The 18,417-nt window shown below is 68.0% G+C and carries 12 protein-coding genes; 4 read left to right on the forward strand and 8 right to left on the reverse strand.

Features of this window, described 5'->3' with window-relative positions:
- Positions 1-6: 6 nt before the first annotated feature.
- From cydD to C8D78_RS15780, 3 genes are read right to left on the reverse strand one after another with little or no spacing between them, the layout of a single operon-like run.
- Positions 7-3,699, reverse strand: coding sequence for a thiol reductant ABC exporter subunit CydD (gene cydD / locus C8D78_RS15770; protein WP_120954817.1), 3,693 nt, complete (start codon positions 3,697-3,699; stop codon positions 7-9).
- A gap of 8 nt (positions 3,700-3,707) precedes the next feature.
- Positions 3,708-4,757 carry a cytochrome d ubiquinol oxidase subunit II gene (cydB, locus tag C8D78_RS15775; protein WP_120954818.1) on the reverse strand — a complete coding sequence of 350 codons (1,050 nt, stop codon included), beginning with the start codon at positions 4,755-4,757 and terminating at the stop codon, positions 3,708-3,710.
- Between the two features lie 54 nt (positions 4,758-4,811).
- Complete coding sequence (locus tag C8D78_RS15780; protein WP_120954819.1) at positions 4,812-6,413, reverse strand: cytochrome ubiquinol oxidase subunit I; 1,602 nt, start codon at positions 6,411-6,413, stop codon at positions 4,812-4,814.
- Positions 6,414-6,728: 315 nt separating this feature from the next.
- Here C8D78_RS15780 and C8D78_RS15785 point away from each other — a divergent pair, with 315 nt between their 5' ends.
- The 3 genes from C8D78_RS15785 (at position 6,729) to rox (ending at position 9,877) form a co-directional block, all read left to right on the forward strand.
- Positions 6,729-7,115 (forward strand): BlaI/MecI/CopY family transcriptional regulator, encoded by a 387-nt coding sequence (locus C8D78_RS15785; protein ID WP_120954820.1) that lies wholly within the window; start codon positions 6,729-6,731, stop codon positions 7,113-7,115.
- 6 nt (positions 7,116-7,121) lie between these two features.
- A complete protein-coding gene (locus tag C8D78_RS15790; RefSeq protein ID WP_120954821.1) occupies positions 7,122-8,111 on the forward strand; it encodes a M56 family metallopeptidase in 990 nt (329 codons plus the stop codon).
- Positions 8,112-8,416: 305 nt separating this feature from the next.
- On the forward strand, positions 8,417-9,877 hold the full coding sequence (rox, locus tag C8D78_RS15795; RefSeq protein ID WP_120954822.1) for a rifampin monooxygenase: 1,461 nt from the start codon (positions 8,417-8,419) through the stop codon (positions 9,875-9,877).
- A gap of 44 nt (positions 9,878-9,921) precedes the next feature.
- On the opposite strand, the gene C8D78_RS15800 is transcribed toward rox, so the two are convergent.
- A complete protein-coding gene (locus C8D78_RS15800; RefSeq protein ID WP_120954823.1) occupies positions 9,922-12,030 on the reverse strand; it encodes a DNA gyrase/topoisomerase IV subunit B in 2,109 nt (702 codons plus the stop codon).
- 251 nt (positions 12,031-12,281) lie between these two features.
- On the opposite strand from C8D78_RS15800, the gene C8D78_RS15805 reads away from it, so the two are divergent.
- Positions 12,282-12,503: a DUF7455 domain-containing protein gene (locus C8D78_RS15805; protein ID WP_026266251.1), complete on the forward strand. Its 222-nt coding sequence runs from the start codon at positions 12,282-12,284 to the stop codon at positions 12,501-12,503.
- A gap of 300 nt (positions 12,504-12,803) precedes the next feature.
- Here the strand turns inward: C8D78_RS15805 and C8D78_RS15810 are convergent, their stop codons facing one another.
- The 4 genes from C8D78_RS15810 to C8D78_RS15825 all read right to left on the reverse strand — a co-directional run bounded on the left by C8D78_RS15810 (position 12,804) and on the right by C8D78_RS15825 (position 18,375).
- Positions 12,804-14,126, reverse strand: coding sequence for an RNA polymerase sigma factor (locus C8D78_RS15810; protein WP_120954824.1), 1,323 nt, complete (start codon positions 14,124-14,126; stop codon positions 12,804-12,806).
- Between the two features lie 262 nt (positions 14,127-14,388).
- On the reverse strand, positions 14,389-15,942 hold the full coding sequence (locus C8D78_RS15815) for a DUF4192 family protein (protein ID WP_120954825.1): 1,554 nt from the start codon (positions 15,940-15,942) through the stop codon (positions 14,389-14,391).
- 127 nt (positions 15,943-16,069) lie between these two features.
- Complete coding sequence (locus C8D78_RS15820) at positions 16,070-17,401, reverse strand: MFS transporter (RefSeq protein WP_120954826.1); 1,332 nt, start codon at positions 17,399-17,401, stop codon at positions 16,070-16,072.
- Between the two features lie 35 nt (positions 17,402-17,436).
- The gene (locus C8D78_RS15825) at positions 17,437-18,375 is read right to left on the reverse strand and encodes a proteasome assembly chaperone family protein (protein ID WP_120954827.1); all 939 of its coding nucleotides are present in this window, start codon (positions 18,373-18,375) and stop codon (positions 17,437-17,439) included.
- Between the last annotated feature and the right edge of the window lie 42 nt (positions 18,376-18,417).

Consider the following 18,417-nt stretch of genomic DNA (forward strand, 5'->3'; position numbering starts at 1 on the left):
TGCGGGCTACCTCCGCGCCAGCACGGGTGCCGCCGCCGGGCCCTCGCCCGTGGCCACCGCGGCAGCCGCGGCATCGAGATCGAGTCTGGTCTCCGTGGCGTCGATATCGTTCGGGTTGTGGGTGACCAGGACAACGGTCCGGTCACGCAGGCCGTCGCGCAATTCGGCAAGCATGATCCTTCCCGATTCCGCATCGAGGTGGGCCGTGGGTTCATCGAGCAGGATGACGTCGGCGCCGGTCATGAGCGTGCGCGCAACGGCCAGGCGCGTACGCTCGCCGCCGCTGAGGAACGCCCCGCCCGGGCCGATCCTGGTGTCCAGTCCTTCCTCAAGCCGGGACAGCAACGGACCGAGTCCGACGGCGTCGAGGGCAGCGCGCATCTGCTCGTCGTCGCGGGCGGTCGGAGCCGTTCCCGCCGGCGCTGCGTTCCCGGACCCAAGCGCGGCACTGTCCGTGCTGGTGGGGGCCGGTTCCGGCCGGGCCAAGAGGAGGTTGCCGCGGATGGTCGAGTCGAACAGGTGCGCCTCCTGCGGGCACCAGGCGGCGCGCCCGCTCAGGTACAAGTGGCCGCCGGCGGCCGGCAGGAAGCCCAGGATGGCCGCCAGCAGGGTGGATTTGCCCGAGCCGGAGGCGCCGGTGACCGCGAGCCAGCGTCCCGGGGCCGCCTCGGCCGTGACTCCGGCAAAGACGTTGTCACCGCCGGGCCAGGCGGCAGCGAGGTCCACCAGTTCGATTCCGGGCGCCCCGCCGGGCCGCGGAGCCACGTGCACCAGGCCGCCGGCAGCGGCTTCGCCGCCCTGCGCTCCGCGCCCCGCTTCCGGTTCCAGGACGCCGGCGTCATTGATGCGCCGCAGCACCGCGCGCAGCGCCGGATACTGCCGCACCGCCGTGGTGATGGCCGCGTAGGGCTCCACGAGGGCGAGCTGCACCAGGACGACGACGGCGACCGTCGCCGGCTGGGCCGCGCCGCTAAGGGCCAGCGGGGCGGCCAGCACGGCGCTGGCCAGCGCGGCGCCGGCGCAGGCCAGGACCGTCAGGGATTGCCCGAGCCCTTCCGCCCACGCAGAACGCTGTGAGGCGGCGGTTGCGGAACGGTCGGCCAGGCCGATCGCGCCAAGTACGGGTGCGCTCACGCCATTTGCGTTCAGTTCCGCCCGGGCGTCCAACGCGGCGGCGACGCCACGAAGCACCCCGGAGCGGAGCCGCTGTTCGGTGCCGGCAGACATGCGGTCGGCCGCCAGCGCCAAGGCGGGGGCAACGACGATGCTGAGCAGAGCGGCCGCGCCGACGGCGGGCAGCGTCACCGGAAGCACCAGCCCGATCCCCAAGACCGCGGCCGCTGCGACAGCAACAGCGGTCAGCGGCGGCAACACCACGCGGGGCAGCAGTTCCCGGACAGTGTCGACGTCGTCCACCACCGTGCCCAGGACATTGCCGCCCTGCAGGAGCCGGCGCAGCGACAATGCGCGGCGGCTCAGCGATTCCCACAGCAGGCCCCGGAGCCGGGTCAGGGCGACGAACACGGCGTCATGCAGCAACAGCCGCTCCGCGTACCGCAGCCCCGCCCGGCCGACCCCGAAGAATCGCACGCCCACCATCGCGGTCAGCAGATACAGGATGGGAGGCTGTTCGCTGGCGCGGATGATCAGCCAGCCGGAGAGCCCGGCGAGGGCGACGGCGAACAGGGCCGCCAGGGTGCCCACCACTCCGGCGCCCGCAAACCGGCCCGCCACCGGGGCCAGCAGACGCCGCAGCTGGGCCGCAGCTGAACCTGTGCGGCCGACTGAACCGTCCGGGCTGCCGGACTGCGCGGATGTGGCGGACGGAACAGGCGTTGGGGACAGAACAGGCGTTGGTGACGGAACAGGCGTTGGGGACAGAGCTGCCGACGTGGTGCCGCCCAACGGCCGCACCACCGCTCCGCTCACATCCGCCTTCACGTCGGCGCCTCCCCCGGCGGATCCCGGCCGCAGCAGGACGGGGTCCTGATGTTCGGCGGCTTGGTCCTCGGCGCCGGTTGGCCCCACCGCGACCAGGGTGTCGGCAAGCTCCCGGGTGTGCCGGTCGTGTGCGACGAGGAGGACGGTGACCTGCCCCCGGAGCCCGGCGAGGGTCTGATTGACCACCGTGGCGCTCAGCCGGCCCAAGTGGGCGGTCGGTTCATCGAGGAGCAGCAGGCTGGCGCCGGCCTCGATCCGGGCCAGCCCGCGGGCCAGCGCCACCCGACGCAGCTCCCCCGGACTCAGCTCGGCCGGGTGCTTGGCTGCCAGGTGCTCCGCGGCCACGGCCGCAAGGCACCGCCGTGCCGCAGCGTCGCTTTCCGCGTCCGCGGACTTGTCGCCCGGGTTACCGGCGTCGCTGCCGGCCGCGGCGGCGTCCGGTCCAGAGCCGGGAACACCGAGATACAGGCGGACCTCAGCCAGCACTGTGGAGGCCACCATGACGGGATGCTGTGGCACCCAAGCGAGTTCCGGCGTCGTGAATCCTCCGATGCGTCCGGTCACCACCGTTCCGGCACCCGTCCCGACGGTCCCCGCGAGGACGCCGAGCACCGTACTCTTGCCGGCGCCGCTGGGACCGTCAAGGGCCGTGATCCGGCCTGCGGCGGCGGTGAAGCTCAGCGGCCCGACGGCGGTGTCCGCCCGTCCGCCAAAGTGGACTGTCAAAGCGTCGACGGTGACCGCGGGCGGAGTAGTGGACCGGGCAGCGGGCCGGCCTGCGGCCGACCCGGCAGCACGCGCCCCGGATTCCGGGATCAGCGGCGCGGCTCCCGGATCCGCCAGGACGGCCGTGGTTTCGGCGAGCGCGGCCCGGCCTTCGTCGCTGGCGTGGTGTGCGGTGCCCAGCTCGCGGAGCGGCAGGTAACAGTCGGGAGCCAGGATGAGCGCGAGCAGGCCCGCCTCCAGGGCCATGTCGCCATGAACCAGGCGGACGCCGATAAACACGGCAACCACCGCCACGGAGATCGTCGAGATGAGCTCCAGGGCGAGGGCCGAGAGGAAAGCCGTGCGCAACGTTCCCATGGTCCGGGAACGGTATTCCTCGGACATGTCCTCCAAGGCCTTGCGCTGGGCAGCGGCCCGCCCCAGGCCCACCAGGACCGGCAGCCCCTTGGCGAGTTCGAGCATGTGGCCGGAAAGCCGGGCCAGGGCGGACTGGGCCTCCCTGACGCGCTCCTCGGTGAACCGCCCGATCAGCACCATGAACAAAGGCACCAGCGGCACGGTGAGCACAATCACCACCGCGCTGATCCAGTCGGCGAACAGGATGCGTGCGCCCAGCAGCAAGGGCACGACCGCACAGTTCACCAGCGCCGGCAGGAACTGCGTGTAGTAGTTGTCCAGGGCATCCAGGCCCCGGGTGGCCAAGACGGCGAGGCCGCCGTCGGTGGGCCCGGAGGCCCTCGTGGCATTCCGGAGCGCGTGCCCCAGCAACTGCGACCGCAGCTCCTCCTTCACCCCGAGTGCCGCCCGGCGCGAGGCGACTGATTGGGCCCAGACGGTCAGCGAGCGCAGCACCACCCCCGCGGCGCCAAGGACCAGCTGATTGGCCCAGGCGGGGTCATGGGCGGCAAGCCCGGCGAGCATCGATGCGACAGATTGGGCGATCAGCACGAGGGAGAGTGCCTTCAGGGCGGACAGCAGGCCCAGGAGGTACAGCGCGGAACGGGTCGCCGGGCCGGCGGGGAACGGTCTCATCAGGGCAGCTAGTCCTTCTGTACCAGCGCTTTGGCGGCGATCGCCGGAAGGAAGCTGTGGGCCTGTGGAATGTGGGCTGCGCTCACCCGGCGCCGGAACACCCAATACGTCCAGGCCTGGTACGCCAGGACCAGGGGCAGCCCGATGCACGCCACAATGCTCATCAGGCCCAGGGTGTAGTCCGAGGAGGATGCGTTGGAGACCGTCAGGTTGAACGCGGGATTCAGGGTGGACGGCAGCACCACCGGGAAAGCCGCGCCGAAGATCGACGCACTGCCCAGCAGGAGGAAGGCCCCGAGTGAGATGAAGGCGCGGCCCTCTGCACCCTTGCGTGCGAAGTTCCAGGCCAGGACTGCTGCCACGACCGCGGCGACGACGGCGGCCATGGTCCAGGCCTTGCCGCTGAGCAGCTGCAGGCTCACCGCCCAGCCGGCGATCGGCAGGAGCAGGACAGGCAGGAGCCGGACGAACCAAGCCCGTGCCCGGTGGCGGACCTCGCCGTCGGTCTTCAGTGCCAGGAAACCCAGACCGTGGAGGAGGGAGAACCCGACGACGGCGAGCCCGCCGAGCACGGCATAGCCGCTGAACCAGGCGAACGGTCCGCCCTGGCGGTCACCGTTGGCATTCAGCGGCAGTCCCGTGGTGGTCAGGGCCAGTGCGGCGCCGACGCCGAACGCCGCGACGAACGAACCCGCCGCGATGGCCCAGTCCCAGCGGGCCCGCCACTTCGGGTTATCCACCTTGCCGCGGTATTCGAAGGCGACCGCGCGGAAGATCAGCGCCACGAGGACCAGCAGGAGCGGCAGGTACAGCGCCGAGAACAGCGAGGCGTACCACAGCGGGAAGGCCGCGAACGTGGCGCCCCCGGCGGTCAGGAGCCAGACTTCGTTGCCGTCCCAGACCGGCCCGATCGTGTTGATCAGGACGCGGCGCTCCGTGTTGTCCCGGGCGAATACCTTCATCAGCATGCCGACGCCGAGGTCGAAGCCCTCAAGAAAGAGATAGCCCGTCCACAGCACCGCGATGGCAATGAACCAGATGGTGGGTAGCAGTTCCATGCTGAGAATCCTCTGCGCTTTTCGTGTGGTTGCTGGTAGGTGGGGTGGCCGGCGTTAGTAGGCGAACGCCAGGACGTCGTCGCCTTCGGGCTTGCCCGGGGCTCCGCCCGGGGGCGTCCCGTCGTCAGATTTGTCCGCGGGGGCGTGCATGAGTTCCGGCATGGAGGAGGCCACGCCGCCGCGGATGTACTTGACCAGGAGCTTGACCTCCACCACCAGCAGCACCGCATAGATGGCCGTCAGCACCACAAGGGAGGTCATGATCTCGCCGGCCGAGACGCCCGGCGAGACGGCCGCTGCGGTAAACATGAAGACCTGGTCGATTCCGCTGGGGTCCGGGTTCGGGGCTACGACGAACGGCTGGCGGCCCATCTCGGTGAAGATCCAGCCGGCGGCGTTGGCGCCGAACGGCGCGAGGATGCCGAAGACCGCCAGGCGCATGAGCCCGCGGGAGGCCGGCACGGTCCCCTTGCGGGTGGCCCACAGCGCCACGAGGGCTGCCAGGGCGGCGATGCCGCCGAAGCCGATCATCATCCGGAAGCCCCAATACGTGACTTCCATGACGGGCACGTACTGGATCGGCTGCCCGGCGCGGTCACCGTAGATGGGGTTATCCGGCAGGGTGGTGCCGTATTTGGCTTTGTATTCGTCCAGCAGGCTGTTGACACCCTTGACCTCAGTGCTGAAGTCTCCCTTGGCCAGGAAGGACAGGATGCCGGGGACCTCGATCACGGCCACGATGTCGTTGCAGTTCTTGGAGCCGAGGTTCCCGACGCTGAGGACCGAGAAACCGGTGCCGTCGTGGCAAGCGGCCTCGGCGGCGGCCATCTTCATGGGCTGCTGCTCGAACATGAGCTTGCCCTGCAGGTCCCCGGTGACCGCGGTGCCCGCGAAGGAAATCATGGCGACCACGGCGCCGATCCGGAGCGAGCGGATCCAGACAGTGTGGTCGTTGCGGTCCCGGCCGGGGATGGCTGCTGCCTCGCCCGGAATGACCCTGCCGTCGGCCCCGACCGTGTCGATACCGTCGTGGCGGCGGCGCCACAGGTGATACCAGGCGATGCCCAGCAGGAAGGCTCCGGCGACAGCCAGTGCACCGAACAGCGTGTGCGGCACCGCAACAAGGGCGGTGTTGTTGGTGAAGACGGCCCAGGCATCGGTCATGACCGGCCGGCCGTGGATCATTTGGATGCCGACGGGGTGCTGCATCCAGCTATTGGCCACGATGATGAAATAGGCCGAGAAGACGGAGCCGATCACGGCGATCCAGAGGCAGGCCAGGTGGAGGCCGGGCTTGAGTTGCTTCCAGCCGAAGATCCACAGTCCCAGGAAGGTCGATTCGACGAAGAAGGCCAAGAGCGCTTCCATGGCCAGCGGGGCGCCGAACACGTCACCGACAAAGCGGCTGTACTCGCTCCAGGCCATGCCGAACTGAAACTCCTGCACAATACCGGTGGCGACGCCCATGATGAAGTTGATCAGGAAGAGCTTGCCCCAGAACTTGGTCATCCGGAGATACTCCGGCTTTCCGGTGCGGTACCAGAGCGTCTGGATCACCGCCACCACCAGCCCGAGGCCGATGGTGAGCGGCACCATCATGAAGTGGTAGACCGTGGTGATTCCGAATTGCCACCGTGCGATTTCCAAGGCGTCCAAGGCAGTCCCTACTTTTGGCTAGGCTCGAGCAACTTCTACGTCACGTAGAAGTATGACTTCTACAGAGTGTAGAACACATTGACGCCACTCCGTAACCCAGACTCCCACGCCGCGTCACACCCCGCAATGGGCCGGAGAGCCCCTAAGCCGGCGCCGCCGGACCCCGTCCGACACGCCGGAATGCCGTGTTCTACTTCATGTAGAAAGAATGCGCAAAACACGGTAAATTTAGAAGCGAAGTGTTCACATAAACCGCCCCGGCAGGCACCAGCAAGTACCCAGCTCCGGAGCGGCAGTCATAGAAGGATGTATGCAATGGCAAGTCTCGGTGAACTGGAACGGGCAGTGATGGATCTGCTCTGGGCAGGCCAAGAAGCTGCGACCGCCAATACGCTGCGGGATCTTCTCGCACAGAGCACCCGCCCGCAAGACGGCTCGGCCGGACACGAGGGCAAGGACCTCGCGGTCACCACCGTGCTGACTGTGCTCTCCCGCCTCGAGCGGAAGGGACTGGTGGAACGCGAACGCGGCACCCGTCCGCACCGCTACCAGGCCGTTTCCAGCCGTGCGGACCACACCGCGGAACTCATGCATGAAGTCCTCGGCTCGGCTCCTGACCGCGAGGCCGTACTGGCCCGGTTCATTGGTTCCGTCACGGACAACGAGGCAGAAACCCTGCGCAAGCTGTTGGGCCGCAGCTAGCGCCCGATGTTCTGGACCTCATATTTCCTGGCGGTCCTGGCGATAGCACTGGCGTGGCCGGTGCCTATCCTGCTTTCGCGCGCCCAGTGGCCGGCGCGCTCCCCCTTCACGGCGATGCTCCTGTGGCAGGCGATAGCCCTCGCCGGCGGCCTGTCCATGATCGGCGCCATGCTGGTCTACGGGCTCGAGCCGGTCGGGGACAATTTGCTCTCCGGCCTGCGGGCCCTGGCGGGGATGGTCTTCAACAATGCGCCCACCACCGATCTGGGCTTCTGGCACATCTTCGCGCTCTCCGCCGCTGCCCTGCTGACGGCCCACCTCGTGTTCACCCTGCTGCTGACGTACTACAAGATCCAGCGGCAGCGCCGGCGCCACAGGGAACTGCTCGACCTTCTCGCCTCGCCGTCCGCGGACGGCCCCGGAACCGTCGTCCTCAACGTTGACTCACCCGTGGCCTACTGCCTGCCCGGCGGGGCGCGTTCCGTGACGGTTCTCTCCGACGGACTCATGGCCGCACTGGAACCCGATGAGCTCCGCGCGGTCCTCATTCACGAAAACGCCCACCTGAGCCAGCGCCATCACCTCCTGCTCTGGGCCTTTGCCGCGTGGCGCCAGGCCCTGCCGTGGCTGCCCACCACGCGGCTGGCACAGGAGTCGGTCAACTCCCTGATCGAGATGCTCGCCGACGACGTCGCGCTCAAAACGGAGAGCAAAGCTACCCTCATCCGGGCGATCGCGATTGTGGCCAGCGGCTCCCAGGCCGCTCCGGCGGGGCGCCTGGCGTTCGGCGAATCCGGCCTACCCGATGCCGATCCGGGCCAGCCCGGCGCCACCGGGGGCACCGGCTCGGCCGGCACGACGGCGTCCCGCGTCAGCCGACTGCTCTCGCCCCGGCCGCCGCTTCCCGAGGCGCTGCGCGTCGCGGTCCTGGCCGCCTGTGCGCTGCTGCTGGCGTTGCCGACCGCCCTGCTGCTGGTCCCGGGCCTGCTCGGCTGAAGCCCTGCATTTTCAGGGTTCATCTGCACGGAAGGCGTGGTGGCCCTCATGCGGACGACTCATGCGGGCGTTGAGCAGCGTCCTAGCAAGGCCGCGGCCGCACACGCGAATGGCAACGAGAACTAATCTCCTTGCCATTTTCAGGTTACAGCTCACCAGGGGGCTTGCCGCAAGGCCCCTGGCAGCGACCAGAATGGTGAGCCGCGGCCAAATTACCTGCGGACATGGCGACTCCTCTGGGCCGCGCGGTTCCACGCTCCGGGGGGGCGCAGGCCGGAAGGTAAGTATTTGGATTGGAGTTCCACATGTTCGACGTGATCATTAGCGGCGGCGGCCCGACCGGGATGATGCTGGCCAGCGAGTTGCGGTTGCACGACGTGGACGTGCTCGTGCTGGAACGGGACGCGGAGCCAAACAACGCGGTCCGCTCGCTCGGCCTGCACCCGCGCAGCATCGAGATCATGGACCAGCGCGGGCTGCTGGACCGGTTCCTCGCACACGGGCGGCAGTATCCTGGCGGCGTTGGCCGCTTCGCCGGGATCGATAAACCGGGCCCGGCGAATTTTGACACCGCACATGGCTACGTCCTCGGCATCCCCCAGCCGGTCACCGACCGCCTGCTGGCCGAACGCGCCGCCGAGCTCGGCGCACAGATCCGCCGCGGCTGCGAGGTTAAGGGAGTCGAGCAGGACGAGGACGAGGTGAGCGTCGGGCTCGCCGACGGCACACGGCTGCGTTCCCGCTGGCTGGTCGGCTGCGACGGCGGACGCAGCCTGGTGCGCGGGCTGCTCGGCATCGGCTTCCCCGGCGAGGCCGCCAGCACCGAGTGGATCCTCGGCGAGGTGGAGCTGACCATGCCGCCGGACGAGCTCGCCAAGGTGGCCGACAAGGTGCGCAAGACCCACAAGGGGTTCGGCATCGGCCCTGCCGGAAACGGTGTGTACCGCGCGGTTGTGCCCGCGGCGGCCGTGGCCGGGGATCGCTCCGTCCCGCCGACCCTGGCGGAGTTCCGGACGCAGCTGCGGGCCTACGCGGGCACCGACTTCGGCGTCCACTCACCACGCTCGCTATCCCGTTTCAGCGACGCCACCCGCCTTGCCGAACAATACCGGGCGGGCCGGGTCTTCCTCGCCGGCGACGCGGCGCACGTCCACCCGCCGCTGGGCGGGCAGGGTCTGAACCTCGGCATCCAGGACGCCTTCAACCTCGGCTGGAAGCTCGCCGCGGAGGTCAATGGGTGGGCGCCGGACGGACTGCTGGACAGCTATTACGTCGAGCGCCACCCGGTCGCCGAAGACGTGCTCACCATCACCCGCGCCCAGAGCGAACTGCTCTCCCCCGAGCCCGGCCCGCGGGCCGTGCGCCGGCTGCTGACGGAGCTGATGGACTTCGAGGACGTCCGCCGTTTCCTGGCGGAGAAGATCTCCGCGATCGGGGTCCGCTACGACTTCGGCGAAGGACCTGAGCTCCTCGGCAGACGACTGCGCGATATCCGTCTGACGCGGGGGCGCCTCTACGAGCTCACCCGCGAGGGCCGCGGGCTCCTGCTGGACCAGACCGGCGAACTCTCCGTGACAGGGTGGCAGGACCGGATCGACCACGTCGCGGACGTCAGCAGGGAACTGGACGCGCCCGCGGTCTTGCTGCGACCGGACGGTCACGTTGCATGGATCGGCGATGACCAGACGGACCTGCTTCGCCATCTGCCGAGATGGTTCGGAGACGCCGCGGAGGGTGCCGGAGACGCTAACGATCGGCACGTCTGACGTGATGAGGGACGGCGCACGGGGTCTGAGTGTCCCTGCCCCGGTCAGGCGTCGATGCGCTCCCGGTCCAGGCTCGCGGCGCCTGCAATGATGAAGTCCTTGCGCGGCGCCACGTCCGAGCCCATGAGGAGGTCGAAGGTCTCCTCCGCCTGCTTGGCGTTTTCGATCCCGACCTTGCGGAGTGTGCGGTGCCGCGGGTCCATGGTGGTTTCGGCCAGCTGTTCAGCGTCCATCTCGCCCAGACCCTTGTATCGCTGGATCGGTTCCTTGTAGCGCTTGCCCTCCTTGGCGAGCCGCGCCAGCAGGACATGGAGCTCAGCCTCGGAGTAGGTGTAGATCATCTCGTTGGCCTTCTGGCCGGCATTGATGACCTCCACCCGGTGCAGGGGCGGGACGGCCGCGTAGACGCGCCCATGGTCGATCATCGGACGCATGTAGCGGAAGAAGAGGGTCAGGAGCAGCGTCCGGATGTGGGCGCCGTCGACGTCGGCGTCGGTCATGAGAATCACCTTGCCGTACCGGGCCGCGCTGATGTCAAACGTCCGGCCGGAACCGGCCCCGACCACCTGGATCAGGGCCGCGCACTCGGCGTTGGACAGCATGTCCCCCACGGAGGCCTTCTGGACGTTAAGGATCTTGCCGCGGATCGGCAACAGTGCCTGGAAGTCCGAGGACCTGGCCAGCTTGGCGGTGCCCAGGGCGGAGTCGCCTTCGACGATGAACAGTTCGGAGCGTCCGACGTCGTCGGTGCGGCAGTCGGCGAGCTTGGTAGGCATCGAGGAAGTCTCCAGCGCATTCTTGCGGCGCTGTGTTTCCTTGTGGACGCGCGCCGAGATGCGGGATTTCATCTCGCTGACGATCTTTTCCAGCAGCAGTGCCGACTGGGCCTTGTCGTTGCGGTTGGCCGAGGTCAGCTTCGCGGTGATCTCCTGCTCCACCACCTTGGTCACGATGGCCCGCACCGCCGAGGTGCCCAGGATTTCCTTGGTCTGCCCCTCGAACTGCGGTTCGGCCAGGCGGACGGTCAGGACTGCGGTCAGGCCGGCGAAGATGTCGTCTTTTTCGATCTTGTCATTGCCGGCCTTGAGCTTGCGGGCATTGGTCTCCACGGCCTTGCGGAAGGTCTTGAGCAGGGCCTGCTCGAAGCCGGACTGGTGGGTTCCGCCCTTGGGCGTGGAGATGATGTTGACGAAGCTGCGGACCGTGCTGTCGTAGCCGATCCCCCAGCGCAGCGCGACGTCGACCTCGCAGTCGCGTTCGACCTCGGCGAGCTGGCTGTGGCCCTTCTCGTCGATGACGGGGACGGTTTCCTTGAACTTCCCGGCGCCGTGCAGGCGCCAGATGTCCGTGACGGCAGGGTCGGCGGCGAGGAAATCGACGAACTCGGAGATGCCGCCGTCGTGGTGGAAGACTTCCTCGTGCGGACCCGATTCGCCCGGGGTGCCCGCCAACCTGCGTTCATCCCGGACCGTGAGCTTCAGTCCGGGTACCAGGAACGAGGTCTGGCGGGCCCGGGCGGCGAGGTCGTCGTAGGAGAATTTGGCGTCGGGCGTGAAGATCTGCCGGTCTGCCCAGTAGCGGATCCGGGTTCCTGTGACGCCGCGCTTGGCCTTGCCGATCACATCGAGCACGGAGCCGTCAACGAAGGGTTCGAAGACGGAGGCCGGGTCCGGCTTGGTGCCCCGGTCCTTGAAGCGGCCCGGCTCGCCCCGGCGGAAGGACATCTTGTAGATCTTGCTGCCACGGTCGACCTCGACGTCGAGGCGGGCCGAAAGGGCGTTGACGACGGAGGCGCCCACGCCGTGCAGGCCGCCCGAGGCCGTGTAGGAGCCGCCGCCGAACTTTCCGCCGGCGTGCAGCTTGGTGAAGACCACCTCGACGCCGGTCAGCCCGGTTTTCGGTTCGACGTCCACGGGGATGCCGCGGCCGTCGTCGTGGATCTCCACTGAGTTGTCGGCGTGGAGGATGATCTTGATGTCGTGGCCGAACCCGGCCAGGGCCTCGTCGACGGAGTTGTCGATGATTTCCCAGAGGCAGTGCATGAGTCCGCGGGAATCCGTGGAGCCGATGTACATGCCCGGGCGCTTGCGGACGGCCTCGAGGCCCTCCAGCACGGAGAGGTGCCGGGCGGTGTAATCAGAACTGGGTGCCACGGGTCGTGAGCTCCTTCGAGAATCGGGACAGCTCCGGCAGCATACGCAGGCGGGCAATCACAGTATTTAACGCTCTTCCTAGGTTAGTCGGACTCGAGCTCCACCCCGGTCTGCCACTCCCCTGAGGAACTCATCGGCAACCCGCCGTTATTGAGACGTGATACGCGGACAGCGAAAGTGGCCCATCCCTTCGATGGATTGGCCCCGAATACTGGTTATATAGGTATACCGATCTACTAAGGAGGCCGAACATGACAACAGCAGTTGCGGACCGCACACTGACCGCCGCAGACCGGTGCGATCGTTGCGGAGCACAGGCATACGTCCGGGTTGTTCTCGGTGCCTCCGGCGGTGAGCTTCTTTTCTGCGGCCACCACGCACGCGCCGTAGAGCCGACACTCAAGCCGCTCAGCTCAGACTGGCATGACGAGACTGACCGCCTTCACCAGAAGGCTCCGGTTCCGGTCGACTAGACCTCACCGGTTCCGGCTCGGCCCGTCCGGGTTCCGAGCGACCTGAGACCACTGCACCAGGGTCCCTCCTTTCCGGAGGGGCCCTGGTTCGTTAAGCACTGGTTCGTTAATCCCTGATTCGTTGGGGAACCGGATCGTTCGTGACTTCTTCGTTGGGGCTGGCGTGTTCGACGTCGTCTGACCGGGAGCCTGGCTGCGGCAATAACAAAGCGGGGCCGTCTCCGGCCCGCTTCCCCTTGGGAGGACGGGCGGGAGATGACCCCGCTTTGCTGTGAACCGCATTCAGACTGCGATCCGGGATTAGTCCAGGTAGTCGCGCAGGACCTGTGAGCGCGACGGGTGGCGCAGCTTGGACATGGTCTTGGATTCGATCTGGCGGATGCGCTCGCGCGTCACACCGTAGACCTTGCCGATTTCGTCTAAAGTCTTCGGCTGTCCGTCGGTGAGACCGAACCGCATCGCAACCACACCGGCTTCGCGCTCGGAGAGCGTGTCAAGCACCGAGTGCAGCTGTTCCTGCAGCAGGGTGAAGCTCACGGCGTCGGCGGGAACCACGGCCTCGGAGTCCTCGATGAGGTCACCGAACTCCGAGTCGCCGTCCTCGCCCAGGGGCGTGTGCAGGGAGATGGGCTCGCGGCCGTACTTCTGGACCTCGACGACCTTCTCGGGGGTCATGTCGAGTTCGAGGGCCAGTTCCTCGGGCGTGGGTTCGCGGCCCAGGTCCTGGAGCATCTGGCGCTGGACGCGGGCCAGCTTGTTGATGACTTCCACCATGTGCACCGGGATACGGATGGTGCGGGCCTGGTCAGCCATGGCGCGGGTGATCGCCTGGCGGATCCACCACGTGGCGTAGGTGGAGAACTTGAAGCCCTTCGTGTAGTCGAACTTCTCGACCGCGCGGATCAGGCCCAGGTTGCCTTCCTGGATCAGGTCCAGGAAGAGCATGCCGCGGCCGGTGTAGCGCTTGGCCAGCGAGACGACCAGACGGAGGTTGGCCTCGAGCAGGTGGTTCTTGGCGCGCTTGCCGTCGTGGATGACGAATTCGAGCTCACGCTTGAGCTTGGGATCCATCGTGCCGTCATCGGCGGCGATCTTCTCCTCGGCGAAGAGGCCCGCTTCGATCCGCAGGGCCAGATCGACTTCCTGCTCAGCGTTCAGCAGGGCGACCTTGCCGATCTGCTTCAGGTAGTCCTTGACGGGGTCGGCTGTGGCGCCGGCGGACATGACCTGCTGCACGGGGGCGTCGTCGTCGTCGGCGTCGGAGTACACGAAACCGGAGCCGGTGGTCGCTGCGGCCTTGCCGGCAACCTCATCGCCTTCCGCTTCGTCACCGAGTTCGGCGGCATCGGGGGTGATGTCGTCGAGGTCTTCATCGACGTCGACGTCATCGTCACTGGCTGATTTGCCGGCGGCCTCTGCCGCGGCTTTAGCGCCGGGCTTGGGCCCGCGCTTCTTGGGCTCAGGCTTGGCGACTCCGTCGCCACCCTCTGCGGAAGCGGCGTCCTTGACAGCCTTATTGGCTGCACGCGTGGCGGCACGCTTGGCGTTTGTCGCCGCCTTCTTCTCCTCAGGGGACATTTCGGCCTGGTCGGCGGGTTCCTTCTTCGCGGAAGACGGGGTCACTGAAAACCTTTCTAGCTGCGGTCTGCGGATCGCCATACGGGCAACACCACTATGACCCTGTCAAGTCCGTGTTTGACATCAGGCGCAACCACGGCCAGCAGAGCCACTTAGTAGAACTGCCGGGGCGGCCTTAATGTTCCCTGTTTCCAAGGTTCATTACGGCGCTTGATACACGGACCCAACCGGGTCTCGGCAACCATTGTCTCACGATTTTCCGCGCGGGTGCCTTTCGGGGCACGCGTCAAGCGTTTGCGTCGTCAGCTCACGCCGCGTCCGGGGCAAACTTCTGCCAGGCGGCCTCCCGTCTGGCCGCCCAGCCGCAAAGGGTGCCGCGCCGGCCAAGTTCTGCCAGCAGTTCCGCCAGCCTGTACCCCGGGTGGCCCTCCAAAGCCTGCCGGTACAGGGCATCGGCATACGAGCCGCGGCCGCGGCACCATTCGATCCAGCCCCGCGCCGTCGCGGCGGCCGCAGTCGGCTCACCCTCGCCGAGGGCGGCGAGCAGCTCCAGGACCCGCTCAAGCCTGACCATCAGGGCCCAGTCCGGAATCGACGGGGCCAGCCCAAGCAGAACCTCCCCGTAGCCGGGGACAGCCTCAGCACCGGGGCGGGGGCCGGGGCGGAGGCCGGGACCAGCGGCGGCACTCGTTGGCCCGGGCGCCGCGGACAAGGTGCCAGACATGGAACTGGACAGGGTGCCGGCCGCTGACCCGGGAATTGGACTCGGCGTCGGCCCGGGCCGCGAAACAGCAAGGGCGCCCGGCCCGCAGTCCGCCTCGAAGATGCCGAAGTCCTCGGCGCCGCGTTCGGCTGCCGGGCGCCCGGCTGCCGCCATCACGAGCAGGGCATCCCGCCACGGCGGGATGCATAAGCTGGCCCGCAGGTAGCCGGCCAACTCCGGTGGCAGCTTAAACGGCCAGTCCCCAGTCTTGGCATCGGGGCTCCCGGCAGAGATGGTCCCGGGAGCGCGGGTCCCGGTTTCTGGGGCCGGGGCCTCCGGGCGCAGGCCGAGGGGTCGTTCCGGGTCCTCGACGGTCCGCAGGACCAGCGTCCAGATATCGAGCACCTGGGCAAACTGTGACCGGTCCCGCTGTCGCGGCGAAAATTGCGTCATCCAGCCCGATTCCGCCGCGTGCACCGCCGGATCCACCGACGTGGCAACCGGCGCGCTTGCCCGCGCGTCCGGGGCGGCGCCCACCATGCTGCCGCGGAACACCATCTCCGCGTTCAGTCTGCTGTTTCTGATCTGCTCGACCGGCCGACCAAGCGGTCCGCAGCATTCCGGATCGCTGCAGTATGCGTTCTGCCAGAACTCGGTTCCAATAATCCAGGCGTCCCGCAGCGGCATCCCGGCAGCCTGGAGCGCAAGTTCGAGTTCCTTGAGCAGGCCAGCCCATACAGTGCGGGGGCCTTCCCCGGCGTTGTCCGGGTCAGTGGGGGCGCCATTAACGCCGACGCTGATGCTGTCGGCATCGGTAAAGAAGGCCAAAAGTGACCCGTCAGCCGCTTCGTCCGCCTGCAGGTAGGACACCACGTGCCGGGCAAATCCGGCGAAGGTGTCCCGTGGGCCGGATCCGGGCCGGCGCTTGGCGACGGCACGGGCCCGTCCTGCCGCCGGGTCGCCTCGTCCGCTGCCGTTGCGGCAGGTGCCGGAGGCGCCTTCGGGATCGGGGAGGTCAACTCGCAAGGTTGCACCAAGCCGTTTGCCTTGCATGGTCATGGCCACGAGGCTGTTCTCGGGCCAGTAGCCCAGGGAGTGCGGGATGAAGCCAAGGATGTCTTCGGGCCCGGTAATTCTCAAGTGATCGGAAGCTGTCATAAGCCCAGCTTCGCCATGCACCGATCCGTGCGGGAGTCCCGGGGTTCGCTATGTGGATAACCGGGCGGACAACCTGAGGGTCACGAACGTCAGGCACCCCCAAGCCGCGGACCTGCCGGAGAGTGCGTCAGGGGGTCCGGCGGCGCTCCGCAACCAGTCTGCGCTGCTCGGCGAGGGCCGAGAGCAGCGGCGGAACCGTGACGCCCTGGAGCGCCATCTGCCGCCGGACTTTCCGCCGCGTGGCGATGATGGCGGCGGCTCCGCCGGCGAGCAGCAGGAACTGCACGCTGAGGGCGATGCGGAAGGGGTCAAGGGCGTAGAGCTCGCCGTGGGAGAACCCGCTGGCATGCAGGAGATCGAGCACCAGCCCAATGAGGTAGATGGACACCAGCGCGGCGATGAAGCCCCCCACGTTGACAATTCCGGTGGCGGTGCCGAGCCGGTGCGCCGGGTTGAAAGTCCGGGCGAAGTCGAAGCCGATCATCGAGCCGGGGCCGCCCACGGCCAGTGTCACCACGAGGACGGCCAGGAGCCAGAGCGGCGCGCGCCCCGGCAGAAGAAGGACGGAGGCCCAGACCAGTGCGGTGCACCCGGAGATCAGGAGCACCATGGTGGACCGCCGCAGCGGATGCCGCGCAACGAACCTGCCCATCAGCGGCCCGGCGGCGATGGCCGCAGCCACGTACAGCGACATGAGCGCCGAGACGGTTCCGCGGTCCAGCCCCTCGGCGGATATCAGGAAAGGGTACCCCCACGTCATGGCGAAAACCGTGCCGCTGAACTGGACGGTGAAGTGGCTCCACAGCCCGAGCCGGGTCCCGGGTTGCCGCCAGGCGTGACCCAGCGAAATCCCGGTGGCGCGCAGTCCCTGCGACTTGGCGGGCGGGGGGTGCCCGGGCGGAAGGTCCTGGAGCAGGATCAGGACAAGAACGACGGCGAGCCCGGACATCGCGGCGAGCGTCAGGAAGGCAGGGGTCCACCCCGCGGAGTGCAGGATCATGGCGAACGGCACGACGCTGAAGAGTTGGCCCAGCTGCCCGGACATGCCGGTCAGCTGGGTCAGCAGCGGCACGCGCGCCGCGGCGAACCAGAGCGGAATGAGCCGGATCACCGAGATGAACGTCATGGCGTCGCCGGCCCCCACCAGGACGCGTCCGAGAACGCCGCCCGGGATGTTGTCCGCAAACGCGAGTTGAAGTTGGCCGAGTCCCATCAGCACGCCGCCGCCGGCCAGCATGGCCCGGGAACCGAAACGGTCCACGAGGATGCCCACCGGGATCTGCAGCGCGGCGTAGACCAGGAGTTGCAGCACGGTGAAGAAGGAGATCTCGGCCGCGCTCGCGTGGAAGCGTGCCGTCGCCTCCAGACCGACCACCCCGAAGGAGGTCCGCTGGCTGACCGCCACAAGATAGGCAAAGATCCCGACGATCCAGATCAGCCAGGCGCGGGGAGAGGTCACTCCCCTATTATGCCCGGCCTTTGGATATATCGTATTTATTCGCCGGGTTCTTTACGGGCCAAGTAGGCCTCCACCGCGGCGCCCAGGGCATCGGCGTTCGGGATTTGGTCGTTCTCATCGGCCAGCAGCGATCGGCGGACCGTCCCCTCGGCTTTTTCGTCGTATCGGGTCTCCAGCCTGGAGACCACCTGCTGGACTTCCTCGGAGGCCTCGATTTGCTCGGCTATCTGCCGGCCCACCTCGCGGCCCGCCTCGCGAAGGCGGTCGGTCGGCAGCATGAGGGAAGTGGCGGCACCCAGGTACTCCAGGCCGGCGACGGCGGCCGTCGGGTACTCGGCTTCGGCAAGGTAGTGCGGCACGTGGATCACGTAGCCGGCGACGTTCCGGCCCGCCTCCGCCAGCCTCAGCTCCAGGATGTGGCCCACGGCCGCGGGAACCTCCACGGTGGGCTTCCAGACCGAGATTCCCTCAATCAGCTCCGGCCGGTTGCCGTGCACGGTCACCCCGACCGGCCGGGTGTGGGGCACGGGCATCGGAATCGAATGGATCCAGGTGACCAGGTTGACGTCGAGTTCCTGCACAATGCCGACGACGGCGCGGGCGAAGCGCTCCCACTGCAGGTCCGGTTCGAACCCGGCAAGGAGCAGGAACGGGCTGCCCAGCCCGTCGACCAGCCGATAGAGCGCCAGGGTCGGCGCCTGGTAGTCCTGCAGGTGGTCCTCGACAAAGCTGACCTGCGGCCGGCGGGACCGGTAGTCGATCAGCTGGTCGGCGTCGAACTCGGCGATCATCTCGGCGTCGAGCGTATCCAGCAGCTCAGCGGTGATCTGCCGGACCACGTGGCCGGCGTCGGCGAAGCCGGTGAACCCCATAACGAGGTTGAGTCCGCGCAGTTCGGGGCTGGAGAACAGCACGTCATCACGGACGAAGAGCGACTGGGGGTCCAGCAAAGAGCCGGAAATCCGTTCAATCACGGCGTGTTCCTTTCACGATTGGCGGCGGCGGGAGAAGCGGGG

The sequence above is a fragment of the Arthrobacter oryzae genome (genome assembly GCF_003634095.1).
Lineage (GTDB): Bacteria > Actinomycetota > Actinomycetes > Actinomycetales > Micrococcaceae > Arthrobacter > Arthrobacter oryzae.